Genomic DNA, 19,363 nt, shown 5'->3' on the forward strand with positions numbered 1-19,363 from the left:
GTGTTACCACTTCGAACTAAAGCCAAAAGCTTATGATTTATCTATTACGGGAGTTTAATCGAATGTTTACTGTATCTGAAATCCTGTAAATGCGAAGTAAAAGCATATATTTAACATTCTAGTTTTATAAAACGAATTTCAGTGGTCAAAACCGCCTACTTAGCTTGTAAAAAGGACATGTGATGTTTAAAAAAACAATTTTTATCGCCGGGCTGTTGTTTATCTACTCAACGGCCGCGAGTGGAGAAGAGTCAGAAAACGTTGTAAAAAAGAGTCGTAACGGTTACTGCCATTATCAGACTAGTGACTTTTACACTCGAACAATGCATTTTGAAAAATTTGAAACCCTGGCCGCTTGTATAGCATCAGGCGGTAAGTTCCCGCCAACTAACAAAGTAAATAATGCTACGCCAGAGGTTAAAATGAGCAACTCGATGATTTGCCATGATAAAAATAGTGCTTTTTACGAGCAGACAAAGAACTTTGTTGCATTTGAAAACTTAGAGAACTGCCGGGCTAATGGCGGAAAGTAACATTGTTGCTGGTAAATTTTTGTTGTTTATCTATTTTTGCAATTGATCGGCCCGCTCAAATTGGCTTAGGTAAAAGGATTAATATTGAGTTTAAGTAGTACTCAGGTTTCAGATGCTCCCAGGGTAATTAAACCGCATTGGTTAATGCGCTTATTTGGCAGAAAAGCAGTAAAGGTGGCTTTGGTCGGTACTGAAATGCAATTAACCTTAGCCAATGGCCATTATTTAACGGTAGTACCCGAGTCGTTAGCTAACCTGAATGGCCTGCACAGAGGTTGGTTGTTTAGCACGCTGTTATTAACCACAAATAAAGGTGCGGTGCGGTTAGGCTGTTTGCCGAACTCAACTACCGTCAGGCATTATCAGTGGCTGCAGCGGCACTGGTTGCTGCAATTACAGCCAGATATGGAAAAAACCGTTGCCGCTATTCAGGCATTAATAGCCAAAGGCTATCCTAAAACTTCGAGGTTAACTCACGTTGTTGCGCTAGCCAGGCAGGCGGTGTCACGTTTTGCCCGCTTACCTGATAAAACTGCTTTTCCGGATATCGATTTTAGCCCTTTTGAAACACTGCTATTTCAGGCTGGCTGGGATGATACTGATTTTAATTTACTCCGAGAGCGCTTTATAAATAGCGAACTTCTTACCTATAGAAACCTGTTTGATGCAGTAGAAAGCAAGCCACTGACAGAGCGGCAACGCTTAGCTTGTCTGATTGATGAAGACAATAACCAGGTGCTGGCCGGTGCCGGCACCGGTAAAACCAGTACCATGGTGGGGCGGGCAGGTTACCTGCTGCAAAGCGGTCAGGCTCAGGCAAATGAAATTTTAATGCTGGCGTTTGCCAATAAAGCGGCTACAGAGATGCAAGAGCGGATTGAAAAGCGCTTAGGTGATTGCGGAATTAAAGCCAGTACCTTTCATAAATTAGGCAAAGATATTATTGCAGCTGTAGAAGGGGCACAGCCCACGCTAACACCACTGGCTGATGACGATAAACTGCTGGCTAAGCAGGTAAATGATTGGTTTGAACAGCACTTAAAGCAGTCTGATTATCAAGAGCTGGTGTTGGAGTACTTTCAGCATTATTTGTACCCGTTGGCTAATCCTTTTGATTTTCAAACAGAGGGTGAGTACTTCGACTTTATTTTGGCTAATGATATTCGCACGCTTAAAAGCGAAAAGGTAAAAAGCCTGGGCGAGTGTTTAATTGCTAATTACTTGCTGAGGCAGGGTATAGAGTATCAATACGAGGCGAATTATGAGCACCCAACCGCCACGGTTTTTCATCGTCAATACCAGCCCGATTTTTACCTGCCAGAACAGGGCATTTATATAGAGTTTTTCGGCACTGATCGCCAGGGCAATACGGCACCTTATATCAATCGGCAGCAGTACCATGAGGATATGGCCTGGAAGCATGAACTGCATCAATTTCATGGCACCAGGCTTATTACGCTTTATCATTATCAGCACACCGAAGGCACGCTTCATCAGGAACTGGATAAACAGCTTGCTGCCTTTGGCGCAGTCGCAGAGCCATTGCCGGTACAAGCTATTTTAGAAACACTACGTGAATTTGGCGCTATTAGCGCCTTTGCTGCCTTATTAGCCGATTTGCTAAAGCGCTATCGTGCTAACTGTTATGAGCCGGGGCAACTGGAAGCGGCCATCGCCCAAACAGCTAACCCTGAGCAAGTGCAGGCGGCACTTACTTTGCTATTACCTGTGGTCGATGACTACCAGCACTTACTTACTCAGCATAACCATATCGATTTTGACGATATGATAGGTAAGGCTATTACTTATGTAAAAAGTGGCCGCTTTAAAAGCCGCTGGCGCTATATTCTGGTTGACGAGTTTCAGGATATTTCAGACGCGCGTGCCAGGTTAGTGACTTACCTGCGCGATAGCGTACCCGATGCGTCTCTATTTTGTGTTGGCGATGACTGGCAGGCTATTTACCGCTTTACCGGCAGCGACTTGCAGTTTACCACCGGTTTTACCCAGCGCTTTGGCTCAACCCGGGTAACACCGCTGGATTTAACTTTTCGCTTTAACAATAGCATTAGCGATGTTGCCTCACAGTTTGTGCTACAAAACCCACAGCAAGTGCGCAAACAGCTCAATACTTTTAGCCGGGTAGATAAACCAGCAGTGTCATTAATGCGTGCCGATAACAGAGTTAATATTGGCGAACCCAGCCGGCTGGAAGTGGTGCTCAGTAAAATTAATAACCTGGCACCGCCTGGCAGTAGTGTGTATTTACTGGGACGCTTTGGTTTTAATTTGCCGGATAGGGGCGAGCTTAATCGTTTAGCCCGGCAATTTAGTAACCTGAAAATAGAAAGCTACAGCATCCATGCTTCTAAAGGCAAAGAAGCTGATTATGTGGTAGTGCTGGGGCTGGAGAGCGGCAAGCATGGCTTTCCATCTCACAAGCAAACCCACCCGTTATTGGAGGCGTTACTGCCGGCAAAAGAAGACTTTACCTTTGCTGAAGAGCGCCGGCTGTTTTACGTAGCCGTAACCCGAGCCAGGCATCGGGTTTATCTGATCACCGATATGGCCGTGGCATCAGAATTTATCATTGAGTTATTAAATGAAAACTACCCCGTAGAGCTCAATGAGTTTGACACCTCGCTTAGCCAACAGCTATTTCATTTAATTAAATGTATCAAATGCAAAACCGGCAGCATGGTGCCAAGAGCGGGGCAGTTCGGCAGCTTTTTTGGCTGCAACAAATACCCGCTGTGTAATCACAAAGAACGCGGCTGCGCTAAATGCAGCTCACCGATGACGCGAAAAGGCCGCTTTAAGGTGTGTATTAATGACGCTTGTGATAACTGGGTACCTGTTTGTCCTAAATGTGGCGCAGAAATGATGCAGCGCAGCGGGCCCTTTGGCGCCTTTTGGAGCTGCAGGAATTACCGCAAAGAAGGGGCAAGTTGTGGCCATAAAGAGCAAGCAATTGAGTTTATTCGTGAAAGTTACGTTATTTAATGACATTTATTAAAAATAATTTCTATTGAAATTAATAATTATATTCGGTACAAGTGAATCGTGCTAATGAGTAGTGCAATTAACACAAGGGATTGTAGTAGTGGTTGTAGAATATCCTCGCGTTGTATCGAGATGTATTACCTCCCGCGTTTTTAATAGTCCAAATGTTGGCTATTTAACAGCTGACAGCTTTCTGCTGCCTGCACCTCGTACCGCAACCTTTGCTAATCCTGAGTCGTTCCTAGCCAGCTGTAAGAAAAATTACATACCTAGAAATAAAATTACAGAGTATAGGGCGCCGCTTTTATTTAAGTCACTGAATAATCGAATTAAAGTGCTTTGGCCCGCTTTCTGCAAATCTTATCTTGTCAACAAGAATGAGGAGAGCGTGATGAGTAGCCAAAAGCAATACAACCAGATGTCTGATCAACCAGCAATCAGCTCACATGCACAGCAACGTATGGACTTACGGGGTATGAGTGAGCGTGATATTGAATTAGTGCTGAAGTTTGGGCGCAGAATTCATTCCCGCAGAACTGTCTTTCATGTGATTGGCCGCAAAGAAATTAAAAAGTATGCAAGTGAGTGCCCGGAGTTGAAAGAACTTGATGGGTTGCATGTGCTGACAGTGCCGGATAAGGGCACGGTTCTAACTGCCTATCGTAACCATGATTTACGCCATATCCGGCCAAGTAAAAGAAAGCATAAGCATTTACATTAATTCCAAAAAGGTCAGTCAGATGAAGATATCGCCACACGGAAATTATTCAGGTTTGCCTCTTTTAGGAAATACTGAAGAGGCAGCGGTCACCGCAAATCATAGTGTCTATGGATACAAAGGCAGTGAAAACTATGAACATGACGATACCGGATGCATTCATAATTATTCCGGTGTCGAAGACGACGTTTTTTCGGCTTTTGCAGACAATGAAGGTTGGTCTGAAGGCTACGACTATTAATAAGACTAAAAATTAAAACAAGGTATACACAGATGTCAGAATTAAAAAAGTTTCAGGTTCAAGCTGCCCGGCCATTACCGGTTATCGTACTCGCAGATACCAGTGGCAGCATGTTTAAAAACGGTAAAATAGAGGCGTTGAACCGCGGTTTGCAGGATATGCTAAAAACCTTTGGTGGTGAAAGTAGACTGCGGGCAGAGATACAGGTTAGCGTAATTACTTTTGGCGGCTATCAGGCTGAAGTCAGTTTAGGGCTTACACCTGCTCACAGTATTGAAGCTTTTAATCCGCTCACTGCCGATGGTCCAACGCCATTAGGCGGTGCGTTACGTTTAGCAAGTGAGCTGATTGAAGACCGCGAGCGGATCTCCTCCCGTGCTTATAAACCAGTTATTGTTCTAGTATCAGATGGTTACCCGACAGATGATTGGCGTCAGGCGTTTGAGACATTAAAAAATGGTGAGCGTTCAGCGAAAGCAACCCGCTTCGCCATGGCTATCGGCGCTGATGCAGATTTTGCTATGCTAGCGGATTTCGCAAATGATCCTGAAGCACCGCTATTTAAAGCGGAAAACGCACGTGACATCCATCGTTTTTTTAAAGCAGTGACGATGAGTGTTAGTGCCCGAAGCCAATCTACCTCACCTAATCAATCAACTCCGTTGCAGTTGCCTCCTGAATCTGAAGATGATTGGGATTTTTAATGCGTTTAGTTGCTTCAGGTGCGTCGGTTATTGGACCGGCGCATCTCCAGGATAATTTACCTAACCAGGATGCATTTAACGTTTGCGGCGTACATGGCGGAGTTTTTGCCGCGGTTGCAGATGGGTTGGGGAGCAGAGCACTTAGTCATATCGGATCTTGTAAGGCTGTAAAGCTGGCGCGGGATGCGGTTAAGCAACTGCAAACTGCTGCGCCGGAAAAGCTTATGACCTGTTTAAAAGCACAATGGCTTGTTGCCTGTGGCAGTGATTTTCGGGATTTCGATACCACTTGCCTGTGGGCTCATGTGTCTGATTCCGGCGTGCTGAGGTTGGCCCAGGTTGGGGATGGACTGGTAATGGTTAAAAGTGCCGGAATATTCCGGGTACTAACACCAACGCGGGATGGATTCGCCAATCAAACTGACACTCTGGGGTGCGCTAAACCAGAGCGGTGGACATGTAGTCAAATCCAGTTAAGTCAGCCTGGAGATGGTGTATTGCTGTTAACCGATGGAATTTCAGACGATCTTATTCCGGAACAACTTGGTCAGTTTTTTGATGCCATCTATCACAGGACATCGCGTTTGAGTAAACGGGCTATGCGCCGCTGGTTAGAGCAGGAATTAGCGCAATGGAGTACTCCGCTGCATGGTGATGACAAAAGCCTTGCTGGCATTTTCAGATTGGATTAACTCAAATGTCGAATAATCAGAATAAACGAAGTAATCGGGAAGTTTTAGACACCCATGGCTCTAGTTATGAGCTTGGCGCTGAAATGAATAGGGGGGGCCAGGGTATTGTGTATTACACCCAGCTTCCTCGAGTTTTAGTTAAAGGTTTTACTGATAAAAATGAGACTAAACGTAGTCTTTGGCGCAAGCATATTGCCTGGTTAATCCAGCAAAACTTACATGAGTTAAAAATTGCCAGACCTCTGGCATTGCTGGCCGAGCCACGAGCTGGATATGTGATGGAGTTAATGGATGGGCTAGTACCTGTGCAAAGCCTTTTTGATGAATATATTGACGCCAGTTCTCCTGAACAAAAGTATCTGGAGCAGGGCGGGGTGCAGCGGCGGGTCGATATCTTATGCCAGCTAGCGAGGACACTTAACCAGTTGCATAGTCGCGGTCTGTTATATGGTGATATATCACCCACCAATGTTTTTATTTCCGAAGATCCTCAATACTCCGAAACCTGGTTGATTGATTGTGACAATATTAGTTTAGAAGCCCATTGTGGCCTGACGTTACACACCGCAGATTATGGTGCTCCTGAGGTGGTTCGTAATGAGGCGTTGCTATCCAGTTTAACGGATTGCTGGAGTTTTGCAGTGTTAGCTTACCAACTGCTGACACATTGCCATCCATTTAAAGGCGATATGGTTAACGACGGTGAGCCAGAGCTGGAAGACGCTGCACTCAGAGGTGAGATTAGTTGGATAAACGACCTTACCGATAATGACAATGTTAGTTCTTATAATCAATTAAATCATCTGTTTGAGAACAGTGAGTTAATGGCGCTGTTTCATCGTTGCTTTGAAGCAGGGCGGCACGATCCTTCAGAGCGGCCTTTGATGTCAGAGTGGCTGGAAGTGCTAACCGAGGTAAAAGAGCGCTTAATTACTTGCTTGCATTGCAATTATCAGACGCTGATTCCTAAAGAAACTCTGTTCGACGACATTCCGGATTGCTGGATGTGCGATACAGCAGCTGATCACGGTTTAGTAGTTTTTGAAGAGTATATTTTTATATCTGAAAGCGAAGCGAAAAAGCATCCTGAGTTGCCAGACAATTGGCTCAAAACCGGCCGCTTGGTATTCCTGCAGCAGGGTAACACGCAGGAATTGAAGCGGATGATGCCATCTTACAGTTATGATCGTTGGCCCTCAGATCACGTGAAAGTTGAATATACAGAAAAAGGATTGGGTATTTATCCACTCCAGGGCTGCACTCTGAATTTGCAACGCGGTATAAAGATAAAGCCTCTTGAGAAATATCAAGGCCTTAAGCTCGAATCACGAGACTCATCTGCCGCTCCATTTCAGCTTCATATTGGTGCACTGGATCAGATGCACGTTATTTGGCAATTCAGGTGGTAAGCGTACATGGAACTTAAAGAATACCCATTTTTAAACGCTGATTTGCTAACACTTAGCTCAGACGAAGACCTACCAAGATTTGTAAATCACCTACCTGTGAAGTTAATGGAATATCAGGGGGAATTGCTAATAGTACAGGGTGATATTCAGGCGGTAGTTAATTGTTCTGCTATTGATACAGCGAAAATAATGCCATTAGTCAGACGCGATCAGGTTCGCTGGTTGTTGAGTATGATTAAAGATAAGAACTTAATGCTGCAGTACTGCACGCCGGTTGAATTGATAGAAATGCCAATTGAAATTGGTATTGATCCACTTATTGCTGATGACTTATTTTCAAAGCAAGAAATTTTAACAAAAGACATAGGCTTAGCCTGTACATGGATGGCTGAAACCTTTTTGGTACCTGATATGCCAGAAGGCAACTGGTTGACTGTGGCACGTTTTAGCAACAGTCAGCAGGACATTACTGCCGGTTTTCAAATGCTGGGTCTTGGTTGGCGAGCAGACATTGAGCAAAGCCGCTCAGGTGGTTTTCTGGTAAAAAGGTTAACCCGTTCAGTTAGCCGGGATGCTAGTTTTTCATTGTTGACTGGTTATATCGCCTTTGAAGATGTGTCAGTTGCGACTCAGCTCAATAGCCCTGCAGCTCTTGCGTCCCTGAAGGCTGCACTCAGAGACAACGCAAGCTATCTAGAGCTTTGGCAACTGTACAATGATAAAGAGTGGCAAAGCGCACAAAAGGAAGCCAGTGCACTGGGTTCTTTACATTTTATCGACAGCGAGCCCTTTGAAGATGGGCGGGATAATGCCTGGCGATTAATTCCTAAATCAGCTGATGATTTTAATGAGTTTCATAAATTGTGGAAGTCATTAGATCTGAAGAAAAGCTCGGAGGTTGATGTAAATTGTGACCCACCTAATTGGGCAGAAGAGCTTAACGATACTGCTAATCCAGATAGTATAAAGCGTTCGCGCGGTACTATCCGTTTTGAAAATGGCAGTGTAGTTTTTAAACCTTCGGGTCGTTCTAAAAGCGCTGGGATCAACTTTCAAAATGGTTGGGTTTATTTATCCCTTGCGGGCTATAAGACAGCAGGTAAGCGCAGACTAGCAGCTAAGCAGGCTATTGATAGCGGTAAAAGACTGCCGCAACTTAAATGGCTGTTAGATGGGGTACCGATACCAGCAGAGCGCCGCCGTAAGCTTAATGGGCTAACTACATATGCTAAAGAATCGTTTAAAGGTGGTAAGCCAACGGAGAAACAATGCCTGGCTTTAGAAACTGCCTTAAACACACCTGATATCGCCGTTATTATTGGCCCTCCGGGTACTGGTAAAACACAAGTAATAGCTGCATTACAAAGACGTCTGGCCGAAGAAGCAAAAGATCAGAACCTTACAGGTAAGGTACTAATTAGCAGCTTCCAACATGATGCTGTTGATAACGCTTTAGAGCGAAGTGATGTATTTAAGTTACCGGCTAACCGGGTTGGTGGCAAGCACCGAGCAGAAGCAGATGAGCGTTTGATTGAGCCATGGTTAGCTCGTCAATCAGCGCATTTGCAAAGCAACATTGCCAAAGAGTATCAAAAGTATCCTGAGCTTGAACTGATAAATACGTTATCGCAAAAAATAACGGTAGTCCGCATCAGTAATCAATCAACGAGCGATTTAATGACTGATTTTGTCGATATGCTGACTTCGGTGCGAAAATTAGAAGCCTTTGGTTTGTCTTTGCCTTATCAACTTGAGCAGCAGTGGGAAGATTATGTTGCTTCGCTGAAACAAAAACAGCATGTTCAAAAGTCACATAACAACATCTCTGAAGGGGTACGCATAGCTCGTGCGTTAAGAACAGACGCTGTGTCGTTTAACGATGATGGTCCAGATCGCTGCTGGGATGCTTTACGATGGTTAGAGCGATCGCCGGAGAAGCAAATACCAGTGCTATTTGATCTTTTGTCGCGAGCAGCTAACAGTGAAACACTTAGCCAGCACGATCTGGATGCGCTGGCTGCTTGGCAGTCAACGTTACTTAATTTGTATCTTCCGGATTACCGCCCTGAGTCGTCAAAGCAACAACTTGACAGAGGCGCTATTAGTTTACTTGATGGATTAGAAAGGCATCTTGAACAGAAAATACAACAACGAAAACTTGGTATTGCCTGGGCGTTACAGCAATTGCAGAACAGTATTGAGTCTGACAGAGCAGCAGCTTTGGCAGTGATTGAAGAATACTCGATGGTTATAGGCGCCACCTGTCAGCAGGCTGCAAGTGAGAAAATGGCTGCTTTGAAGGCTGTAACTGAACTGAGTTCTGATGGTATTGAGTTTGATACCGTTATTGTTGATGAAGCTGCCAGGGCAAATCCACTGGATTTGTTTATTCCTATGTCTATGGCAAAACGACGGATTATTCTGGTTGGTGATGACAGACAATTGCCTCACATGCTGGAACCGGATATTGAGGGTGACCTTTTACAAGAACACCAATTGACAGAGCTGCAATTGGCTGCGTTCAGAAGCAGCTTATTTGAGCGTTTGCGGCTTCAGCTCACAGAGCTTGAAAGTCATGACAATATCAGACGTGTAGTCATGCTTGATACCCAATTCAGAATGCACCCTAAACTTGGTGATTTTGTGAGTCAGCAATTTTATGAGGGTGTTGGTTTGGGGAAGATACATTCTGGACGCTCAGCAGAAGATTTTTGTTTCTCAGAGACGTTCCTGGCAGCATTAGCGCAGGAAAAAGTGATGTTTGATCAAAAGATATGCCAGTGGATAGATATACCGGCAGCTCTAGGCAAAGCTAAAAAAAGTGGCACTAGTCAGATTCGGGAAGTTGAAGCTGACAGAATTACTGAGGAGGTAGCGCGTTTATTGAAAGCGGGCGGAGAGGAACTGTCGATTGGTGTGATTACCTTTTATGCCGCTCAGCGAGACCTGATTTTACAGAAGCTTACAGAATTGAAAGTGAATGGAATTACGCCCATGGTCAGGAAAAATGGCGAAATTGAGCCACATGAAGACTTTAAATGGGTTCGTAAAATTAATTCTGATGGCTCTGTAAATATGGAAGAAAGGCTGCGGGTCGGCTCTGTGGATGCATTTCAAGGTAAGGAGTTTGATGTTGTTTTGCTGTCTTCAGTAAGAACATACAGACCCTTCAATGTTAAAGCCGGGGTTCAGCATAATCTGAGCGAGGAAGAACTACGTGAAGATCAGTTTAACCGGCAATTTGGTTTTTTGCGTTTACCAAATCGTATGAATGTTGCAATGAGCCGGCAACGTAAAATGTTGATTTGTGTTGGTGATGCACAATTAGCTTCTTGCGAGGAGGCAGCGGAAGCTGTACCAGCGCTTTATGCATTTTATAAAATGTGTGGGGGGCAGTATGGCGTTATTCGTTGAAAATCAGCTTTATATTCAAGTTGGCAGTAAACCTAAAGGCCGTTTAAAAGCCATACTTTGGCCTGTTCTTATTCACCGGGTTATCTATCCGGAAATGCGCCGGGCCGAAGCAAATTTGTTTCAGCGGGCAGTGCTGGCATTGTTGCGGGCAAAAACGGATAGCATTGATAGTCTGGCAGAGCTAACCGGGCTGCATGAAGATCTGATCAGGCTTGTTGTTGCGCAGTGTCAGGCTAATGGCTGGTTAGCACCAGATGGCAAAAGGCTTACAGAAAGTGGTATGACATTGCTTGATGACGAAGACGAAGACAGCACAGATCTGAAGTCTGGTTATGTCTTTCAGGATGCTATTACTGGCAGACTATGGCCACGATTTAGTCGTTCACTACATGAATTAACTGTGCTGAACCCAACTGAGAAATTTCCACAGTTTCTGGAAAGCCGGCAAAGCGGAAGAAAATTACGTCCTTATTTAATCAATAGTAAAAAAGCGCAGAGTGCTGATTTAGATATCAACGCTTTTATGTACGCTTATCGTGAATACCGTGATGATTTCAGAGCAATGTGCCAGCTTGGAACAGCTAAAAGCCATTTAGATCAGATTAGATTGCCCGGTATTCAAAGTGTTGATTCCAAACCCAAGTCTGCGCGGGTTCTAGTGTGGCTGAATGTAAATAACAATAGTGATTTACCTTTTGCTATCCGGGATCCTTTTGAGTTAAGAAATGAAGCCTATTGGCTGCAAGATGCTTTGCTTGAAAGTGTAAAAGCCGAACAGGGCTTACTTAAACATATAGGCGGTTTGCTTGATAAACCCGTTGCAGAAAAACAAACAGTAGATGAGTGGGTGCAAACGTTGCGCCAACAAGCGGAGATAAGGGTATTAGCTGAGTATCCCTGGCTTGACTCCGAGAATGATATTGTTAGGTATCTAAGTGTAATACTAGAGTGGAATGAAAAACTTTCGTCTTATAGTCCTCATATTAATGAGCTAGAGGCAGCAGTTATTGACTGTCAAAAACTGTTCGAAGTGTTTTTCCAATGGTTAATAAAACGCTATCCAGCGGACCAAAATAATTTGCCGAAAAGCAATAAAAATAATTGGGAAGTTAATGCTGCAGCATTAAATGCTTTGAATATCCCTTCTTTTTCTAAAGATGTGGTAGACGCACTTAAAAGGTTGTCACCTAAAGATTTATTTAAGGTGATTAGCAGGCCCTCTCACTCATTAAAGACCTTAATGCTTGCTGCAGCTTTTGGCGTAAAAGACCATCCTAGGCACCCTTTCAAAACATTAACTAATGAGCAGCTTCAGCTATCAACGCTTTTGAAACTAGCTGATGCCAGAAATGACAGTGGTCATGGCAACAGCGTTTATTCCCCGCGTAAAACAGAAGAACTCACAAAACACTTAGTTGATGAATACATTAAGTATTCGCTCGACTTTATAACGCTTTTCAAGGATTGGATGTAATGGCAAAGAACAGAAGAAATAACGGCGCACCTGCCAAAGCGGTGATACCAGTTAATAAACCAGTGGTTGAAGCGCCAGCTAAAGTAATGAATTTGGTCAAAACCTCTGTAGAAAAAGCTGAGCAGTCAGCTCAATTATATTTAGAAAAAACTGATATTTTTTTGTCGGCAGAAATCGAAGCTGCTTTCTCTAATTTAACTGAGAATGTAAATCAAAAAATTGTAGATGAGTGGCTTAGCAAGCTAAAAACCTTTGCCTTGGAACTTGGTACCTTTTACAAGCAAACACAGGAAAAAATCAAAAATGTTGAGCTTCGTGAAGATGAATTAAGTACGCAAGAACTTTCAGTTTATTTAAGTAAAGAATCAGTAAGTAAACTTGAGGCAGAATTAAGGGTGGAAGCAGAAGCTCAAGCCGGCTTAAAAACAGAGTTGCTTGAACGAGAGCGAAATTTAATCCAGCGTGAACTTAACGCTGAAACTGGTTTTGCTGCGCAAAATGAAAAGGCACTTGCTGACTTTGAGCAAGGCAAAAAACTTATTGAGCGCGAACATGTTGCAAAGGTGGAGCTACTGCTGGTTGAAAAACGTGAGCTAGAAGCACAGATTCGAGCAGCCCAGTTGGAGTTGACTAATGTTAAAAATGCAACCAGTGACGAGGAATCTGCTCGCCGTCAGCGGCTGGATGAATTAGAGGCCAAGCTCGATTCTGACAGAAAAATGATGGATCGCACCAGGCTACGTTTGGATGGTGAAAGCCGAAGGTTAGCCCGAGAAGAGGAGCAACTTCAGGAAAGGTTGAAAGTTGAGATCCGAAATGAACTTGACGCTCATCAGCGTGACCAGGAAAACTTAACTCTAAAACTAGAAAATGCCTGGGATAAGATAAAACAGCTTCAACAAAAAATGATGGACTATAGAGAGTTACAAGACGTTTTAGGTGACCAAGATCCTGCTGATATAGCAGCAGAGCTGGAAAGTCTTCGAAATGACAACAGAGAGCTTAGAAAGCAGTTTGCAGAAACAGATACTGCAGATCTTCATCGCGAGAATAGTCATTTTCGTGAACGAGTTGCTGATTTAGAGCGCGATATACAGGACGCCAGAATCAAATTAGACGAAGCAGGACGTGAATTAAGTATAAAGCGTGTATCGGCAGTAAAGCAGGAGGAAATTGCACTAGAAAATCGGCTGCTTAAGGGTACAAAACAAGTTCTGACTTCGCAAGTCGATGACCTTGAAAGCCGTATTGAACAGCTAACAGGCGCTCAAAAAGCGCAGACGCCATTTCCGGCTATGTCAGAGATTGATAGTAATCGTGATAGTAGTATCAGGGTTGAACATCAACCTGTTGCGAGTTTAAAGGACTTTGCATCAGAGTTGCAACACCGGATTGCTCAAGCAGAATCAATTGAACTTTATTACCCAATTGAGGATATCCAGGTATTACTAGCCGGCCTGGCAATGAGCCAGCTACATGTATTCCAGGGCATTAGTGGTACGGGTAAAACGAGCTTGGCGAAAGCCTTCGCCAAAGCTATGGGTGGTTTTTGTACGGACATAGCCGTTCAGGCAGGGTGGCGTGATCGTGATGATTTGCTCGGGCATTACAATGCTTTTGAGAAGAAATTTTATGAAAAAGACTGCCTGCAAGCGCTTTACAGGGCACAGACAACGCAATGGCAAGATAGCTGTAATGTGATTCTGTTGGATGAAATGAATTTATCCCGTCCTGAGCAGTATTTTGCAGAGTTCTTATCAGCACTTGAGAAGAACGATGAAAACGAACGGTTGATCAGTTTGTCTGAAACTGCGCTACCAAATGCTCCTAGAATGTTAATAAATGGCCGGCAAATTAAAGTGCCAAAAAATGTATGGTTCATTGGCACGGCTAACCATGATGAAACAACCAACGAATTGGCAGATAAAACTTACGACCGTGCACATGTCATGACATTACCTAAGCAAGATCATCGTTTTGATATTAGAAAATATCCTGATGTGGGCTATTCCTATTCTTCTTTGCAAAAAGCGTTTAATAAAGCTTGTGCCAGTTTCGCACCTCAGGTCCGAAGAATGTTGGATACTTTGACTCAAGGCGAACTAACCTTGCAGCTGAACGAAGATTTTGCATTAGGTTGGGGAAATCGTTTTGAGCGGCAAGCTTTAAGGTTCATTCCGGTAATGCTCGCCAGCGGTGCTACTGAAGGTGAAGCGCTTGACCATCTGCTTTCTACCCGCGTGATGCGTCAGGGTAAGGTTACCGGCAGATACGATGTAAATGCTGATACTGTTCGCTCATTAAAAGATGCACTGGAAAATTATTGGGTTGAAACAAACCTCAAGGGCGACCCGTTAAAATCTTTTGCTTTGCTAGATGCGGATATTAAAAGAAAGGCGGGTGGCTTCTAATGTGGTTGGATAGGGTAACAGGCCAGAAAGTGATGAGCTTACCTGTTGCTGTAGGGCAGGGAAAGTTTTTCACTTCACAACCAATCAATGAAACTCTGGCTGTGTTGCCTGGGAGCCCTGGCCATTTAGTAGCCGCAGGGATTGAAAGTCTGCAACCTGAGTTTAGTCGATTAAAATTTGATGGAATTGCTCCTGAGCATCAAGCAATGGCAGAGTTGCTTTGCAGAGCAATTGAAACCATTGACAGTGCAATGGATCAAGCTAGTAGCTTGGCGTCACCTATGATGCCATCGGCAGTAATTAATGCTGAAAGTCACTTATTACCCTTTGAAGAGTTACTGCTGATAGTTATTGAAAAGGGTCATTTGCATCATATTTCATTATATCCCCGTGTAGATCTACATTATGAGGATGAGGTAACAGATATAGCTCGTGTTAAGCGCCTTGCTAAAGGCGCATTAGTGCACCTTGCATCTCATTCAGAGTGTTGGCAACGACAAACATTGACTGGTGTTATACCTAAGAAAGCACTGGCCCGTTTTAGTGATGATGATTTTAATATTTATGAAAATCGGGTCTTTGCAAGATTAGTGGATAAAATGGATCTGCACTTAACACGTCGACTTTTAATCCTTAAAGATCTGCAGAAAAACCTTAGTCAAGCACTTGAGCTTTATACGGCAACAAAACTTAACCATCGTTTAACTCATGAGATTTGTTCATTGTGGGGACAAACATTTTCTGAAAATGAAACTGATAAAGCGTCTCAAGTATTGGACGAGACATATGCAACATTAATAAAGTTACAAGGTGCAGTGGCCGCGTTAAAGCAAGGGCCACTTTATCAAAAAGTGGATAGGCGTGCTCAGGTTGGCCATTCCATTCATATGACTAATATCCTTAGCCATGATAGCCATTACCGTCACCTTGCTGTGCTTTGGAATGAGCTGGCAAAAATAGATAATCATAAGGTAACAACACCTGAAGAGTTATATCGCAGAAATTGCTACTTAGCTAAAGCGTATTCAAACTATGCCGGTTTAGTATTGCAACACGCCTTAAAGCCTTACATTGCAAATAAAATGACCGGAGAGTGGGGTGGTTTAAGATTTAGTTTGCAACAAGAGGGACTTGAGTGGCAGCTGCTAGTGAATGACAACCTAAAAACCCAAACTAAGGTGTTATTGACGGTGATCCCATGGCTAACATTATCAGAGAGCAGTGAGCTGGAAGTTCAAGAGCTGACACAAATGAAAGACTCGGTACGAGTTATTTTTTGGCCGGATTCAGCCATCAAAAATAAAGATTTATGTGACATTACAGCTGCAATACCGCTAACTCCATTAGACTTATACTGCGTTGAAAGAGTGGGCAGATTGATTGACCAGGTTATTCTGAGTGAGCTATTACGCGCGTACGCTGAGAAAATACCCAAAATACCTCTAAAGATACTGGATTTCGTTGCTAATACGTCAGGCAACACAGCATTAATCACTGACAAAGCAGGTATGACTTTAACTCTTCGTGAGCAGATTAACCCTGAATTACTTAATTCAGTGGTTGCTTTGTTACACGAGTCAAATGCGATAACGCAGGCACAGCTGCTTATCCAAAGACAAAAAGAAATTGCCGCTTTAGAAATTTGTTCGGTCTGTCAGGAAAAAGTAAAACTAGAGTACCAACAGCCGTTGGGATTTAAATGTATCTGTAAAACGTGCAAAGCAGAAAGATACTTAAGAAAACGTGATACTGGCTGGGAATTTGAGCAAAAAATAGCAGGTGAAATCAATTTTACTAAGTATGGGCGACGGAGCATGATGATCAGTGGATAGTTCATTATTGACATATTGTTATATTTAATAATTAGTTATAGAGGGCTGTATTTTATGAAAAATGAAGGAAAACGTTATGAGTGACTGGGAAGAGCTATGTGAAATGAAAGGATTGGATAATGACGACGAAGCCACCGATAAGCTTATCGATCTTATCCATTCATCTGAAGGAACAATTAACTCAGATCAACAAAAAACCAAATTATACATTAAGAAAAGCGCTAAAGTTGAAGACGTTGGTGGAACGTCGTGTGATGAAGATATACCCCTTTAGCAGCATTTAGTTTTATTTCTTATATTAATCACGGCGGGATTTACCGCCGTTAGTTTAACTCTTAGTAATAATGTTCCAGTAATACATCGCCACTTTCATGTAGTTATCTGGCATCAAGCCGAAGATAACAATCTAATTACTCTACCGAGCAGCAGTAAAATTTAGTGTGCCACTACTGATTACATGGTAATCGTCCATGCTTCCAAAATGCCGACATATATCCGTTAACCTGCCTGAAAAGCATACACTGAATAAGTAAACAGTATGGCGTGATTTCAGAAACTACTTACTATGTTTACGAAGGGGATGAAATGTGAAAATTTCTGACAATAAATAAAACTCTGTACACGTTTGATTTTTAAGGTTAGATTTATTGTCTATTGCCAATTCAGGGACGAATGATGCAGATAGCTAAGGAACAGTTTATTCCAGCTTCCCCCCCTCATGTGCGTTCATTCATTAAAGAAATAGCGATAATTTGAACAGAGTATTGAAGCTATCGATTATCCATTATAGCCATGGACTATTGGGTATTAAGGTTGTGCTGAAAGATTAAGGCGCTTTACTTGACCCTTTAATGCAAAAGCCTTTTCCGGCCAGTTATAACCAATACAACAAGGATGTTATGAGTGATGAATTTACTTCCATAAACGATAAATACCTTTATGGGCTAAGCGTGGTAGCCGATTGGCTGACGGTGTCTGAATAGTTGCTAAAGTTTGCTGAACGTATGAATGTAAAAGTAGAAACCGGTATATAAGCCTCACGGCTAAACCCACTTGAAGCAGATTAGTGATCAATATTAATTATAAAATTTGCTGTAAAGATCTTTAAGAAAACAACTTAAATGGAAGTAATAAATGAACGATTATGCAGTAGTAAGTAACAAAGTAGAGTTAAAGCGGGCCATTGAGAATAAAACCAAGCAGATTATCGTCACAAACGCTGATCTCGCTTCAAATATTAAAACTGTTAGGGCGGCTTCTAAAGCTACTCTTGCAATAGCTATTACAGCGGCAGGCGTTGCAGCAACCAACTTTTGGAATCCAGCTGGTTGGGGAGCTGGTGCTGTTGGGTTTGTTGCTGCTGGTTCTACTGTGACGGCAATTATTACTCTGGGGGGCGGTGCTGCCATCGTTTACGCAATTTACCGTGACTTTTCAATTACAGGAAAATGTCGGGTAACCACTCCTGATGGAGCAGAATATGAAGCCGAAATTGTCATGGAAAAAAAATGAGGGAGATACACGTGGTTATTTTCCACCTCCAGCTCACATTGTGTCTTGTTTTTAATAAGTGAAATCAATTGACGGCAACAATGAGAGCAGGGTAGTACCGATTTGCAATTAAATATAGTTGTGCTTAGTTACGCCAGTTTTAAGGAAATTTATGCCAATACAAACAAGGGCTTTCAAGATGTTTTGCCCATCTTGCGGCTGGAGCAAACTGTTTGCTCCTATGGGGGATGTGCGATTGCCCGGCCAGGTGCCGGATAAGTGCCCATCCTGCGGCAGTGAGCAATTGAACCGTGTTAAGCCAAACATCGCTGAAAAAATGCTGGTTAGCATTAAATCTAAGCTCTGACTAAGCGGGAATGTGTAATGGCGTTATTTAATACCGACTGGACAAAAGAACTCGAGCAAGTAAATCAGGTGGCGAAGAAAATTATTGATGATGATATTTCGCCCCTGATTGACCATAAAATTGGCTTAATTAACAAGCATGCTGACGAGCTAATGAGAAAGTCAGCCTATCAGGCAGATTCTCTGGCCAAAGACATGCTTAAAGAAATTGAACTGCAACGGCAGAAATTAGTGAGAGACATAACTATAGTCGGCCTCTTTTTTCTGCTGGGTTTTACGCTGTCAGGTGCATTCCTGATATGGCTATTTTTTCTTTTTAAAGATCGGTTCTAATGGCTAACACCACAAAGATGAACTACTTATTCTGCGCCACCAACGCGCTAACCAAATGGCTGAAAGCCGACTTACCACGCTTGCCTGCCGCGCCTGGCCAGCAAGTTGGCGTGAACTCTATTTTTAGCACCCGCGAGCAAATGTGCTGGCAGCTGCATATTATTGAAAATAGCTATAGGTCCTGGCATAAAACCATTATTGCCACTGAGGCTAACAGCCGTTTTACAGTGTTTATCCCGGTTGATTTACTGATGACGCCAGAGCAATTAAGCAAACGCCTGCAAATGGAGTGGCAGTGGGTGTTAGCGGAGACGTTACAACAGCATAGTGATATGCCGCGCAGCGACATAGCGTTGCTGTTAAGTAATTTGAGTGACATTAACTTTGAAGCTGAGTGGGTTAAAAATACCGACCTTAGCGTCAACGGCCACATCGGCGACGCCGGCCTATGGGTTACCCAGACGCTGGCTGATAAACGGCGAGCGCAGCTATCACCTGAATTGGCGCTGGAGTTAGCCATTTACCTGAATACTCAACCTAAGCGGGTGAATAAAGGTAAAAACAAGATTATTCCTGCGGTAAAACTACTGGCGTATTGCAATGCTTTAATTGAGGCATGCCAGGCAACCACGCAAGATGAGAAGTCCAAAGAGCAGCTGCAATCTAGTCAAAGTAATGTGGTTTTTTTAAAAGACTTTAAGCACTGAATATTTGAGCTAGATTGGGCGTTAAAAAATAAAAA

Annotated in this window: 15 protein-coding genes; all 15 read left to right on the forward strand. The window is 43.2% G+C overall.

Annotated elements, in window-relative coordinates:
• Positions 1 to 182: 182 nt before the first annotated feature.
• The gene (locus CRO03_RS15765) at positions 183 to 533 is read left to right on the forward strand and encodes a hypothetical protein (protein ID WP_097112602.1); all 351 of its coding nucleotides are present in this window, start codon (positions 183 to 185) and stop codon (positions 531 to 533) included.
• A gap of 84 nt (positions 534 to 617) precedes the next feature.
• The gene (locus CRO03_RS15770; RefSeq protein WP_141397757.1) at positions 618 to 3,536 is read left to right on the forward strand and encodes a UvrD-helicase domain-containing protein; all 2,919 of its coding nucleotides are present in this window, start codon (positions 618 to 620) and stop codon (positions 3,534 to 3,536) included.
• A gap of 391 nt (positions 3,537 to 3,927) precedes the next feature.
• Positions 3,928 to 4,257 carry a DUF4258 domain-containing protein gene (locus CRO03_RS15775; protein WP_097112604.1) on the forward strand — a complete coding sequence of 110 codons (330 nt, stop codon included), beginning with the start codon at positions 3,928 to 3,930 and terminating at the stop codon, positions 4,255 to 4,257.
• Between the two features lie 19 nt (positions 4,258 to 4,276).
• Entirely contained in the window at positions 4,277 to 4,495 is a 219-nt protein-coding gene (locus CRO03_RS18400) for a hypothetical protein (protein ID WP_141397758.1), read from the forward strand.
• 32 nt (positions 4,496 to 4,527) lie between these two features.
• A complete protein-coding gene (locus CRO03_RS15780; RefSeq protein WP_097112605.1) occupies positions 4,528 to 5,199 on the forward strand; it encodes a vWA domain-containing protein in 672 nt (223 codons plus the stop codon).
• Entirely contained in the window at positions 5,199 to 5,891 is a 693-nt protein-coding gene (locus tag CRO03_RS15785) for a PP2C family serine/threonine-protein phosphatase (protein WP_097112606.1), read from the forward strand. Before CRO03_RS15780 ends, CRO03_RS15785 begins: the two co-directional genes overlap by 1 nt.
• A gap of 5 nt (positions 5,892 to 5,896) precedes the next feature.
• On the forward strand, positions 5,897 to 7,300 hold the full coding sequence (locus CRO03_RS15790; protein WP_097112607.1) for a protein kinase domain-containing protein: 1,404 nt from the start codon (positions 5,897 to 5,899) through the stop codon (positions 7,298 to 7,300).
• A 6-nt stretch (positions 7,301 to 7,306) separates the two neighbouring features.
• The gene (locus CRO03_RS15795; RefSeq protein ID WP_097112608.1) at positions 7,307 to 10,714 is read left to right on the forward strand and encodes a DEAD/DEAH box helicase; all 3,408 of its coding nucleotides are present in this window, start codon (positions 7,307 to 7,309) and stop codon (positions 10,712 to 10,714) included.
• A complete protein-coding gene (locus CRO03_RS15800; protein WP_097112609.1) occupies positions 10,698 to 12,188 on the forward strand; it encodes a hypothetical protein in 1,491 nt (496 codons plus the stop codon). The genes CRO03_RS15795 and CRO03_RS15800 overlap by 17 nt, the downstream gene beginning before the upstream one ends.
• Positions 12,188 to 14,599: an AAA family ATPase gene (locus CRO03_RS15805; RefSeq protein ID WP_212682437.1), complete on the forward strand. Its 2,412-nt coding sequence runs from the start codon at positions 12,188 to 12,190 to the stop codon at positions 14,597 to 14,599. The genes CRO03_RS15800 and CRO03_RS15805 overlap by 1 nt, the downstream gene beginning before the upstream one ends.
• Entirely contained in the window at positions 14,599 to 16,431 is a 1,833-nt protein-coding gene (locus CRO03_RS15810; RefSeq protein WP_212682438.1) for a hypothetical protein, read from the forward strand. The genes CRO03_RS15805 and CRO03_RS15810 overlap by 1 nt, the downstream gene beginning before the upstream one ends.
• Positions 16,432 to 16,507: 76 nt before the next feature.
• Positions 16,508 to 16,705, forward strand: coding sequence for a hypothetical protein (locus CRO03_RS15815; RefSeq protein ID WP_097112610.1), 198 nt, complete (start codon positions 16,508 to 16,510; stop codon positions 16,703 to 16,705).
• Between the two features lie 860 nt (positions 16,706 to 17,565).
• Entirely contained in the window at positions 17,566 to 17,943 is a 378-nt protein-coding gene (locus CRO03_RS15820; protein WP_097112611.1) for a hypothetical protein, read from the forward strand.
• A 363-nt stretch (positions 17,944 to 18,306) separates the two neighbouring features.
• Positions 18,307 to 18,621: a hypothetical protein gene (locus tag CRO03_RS15830; protein ID WP_097112613.1), complete on the forward strand. Its 315-nt coding sequence runs from the start codon at positions 18,307 to 18,309 to the stop codon at positions 18,619 to 18,621.
• On the forward strand, positions 18,621 to 19,328 hold the full coding sequence (locus CRO03_RS15835) for an amino acid adenylation (protein ID WP_097112614.1): 708 nt from the start codon (positions 18,621 to 18,623) through the stop codon (positions 19,326 to 19,328). Before CRO03_RS15830 ends, CRO03_RS15835 begins: the two co-directional genes overlap by 1 nt.
• Positions 19,329 to 19,363 lie beyond the last annotated feature (35 nt).

Origin of the sequence: Arsukibacterium tuosuense (assembly GCF_900215315.1) — a bacterium.
Taxonomy (GTDB): Bacteria; Pseudomonadota; Gammaproteobacteria; order Enterobacterales; family Alteromonadaceae; genus Alishewanella; species Alishewanella tuosuense.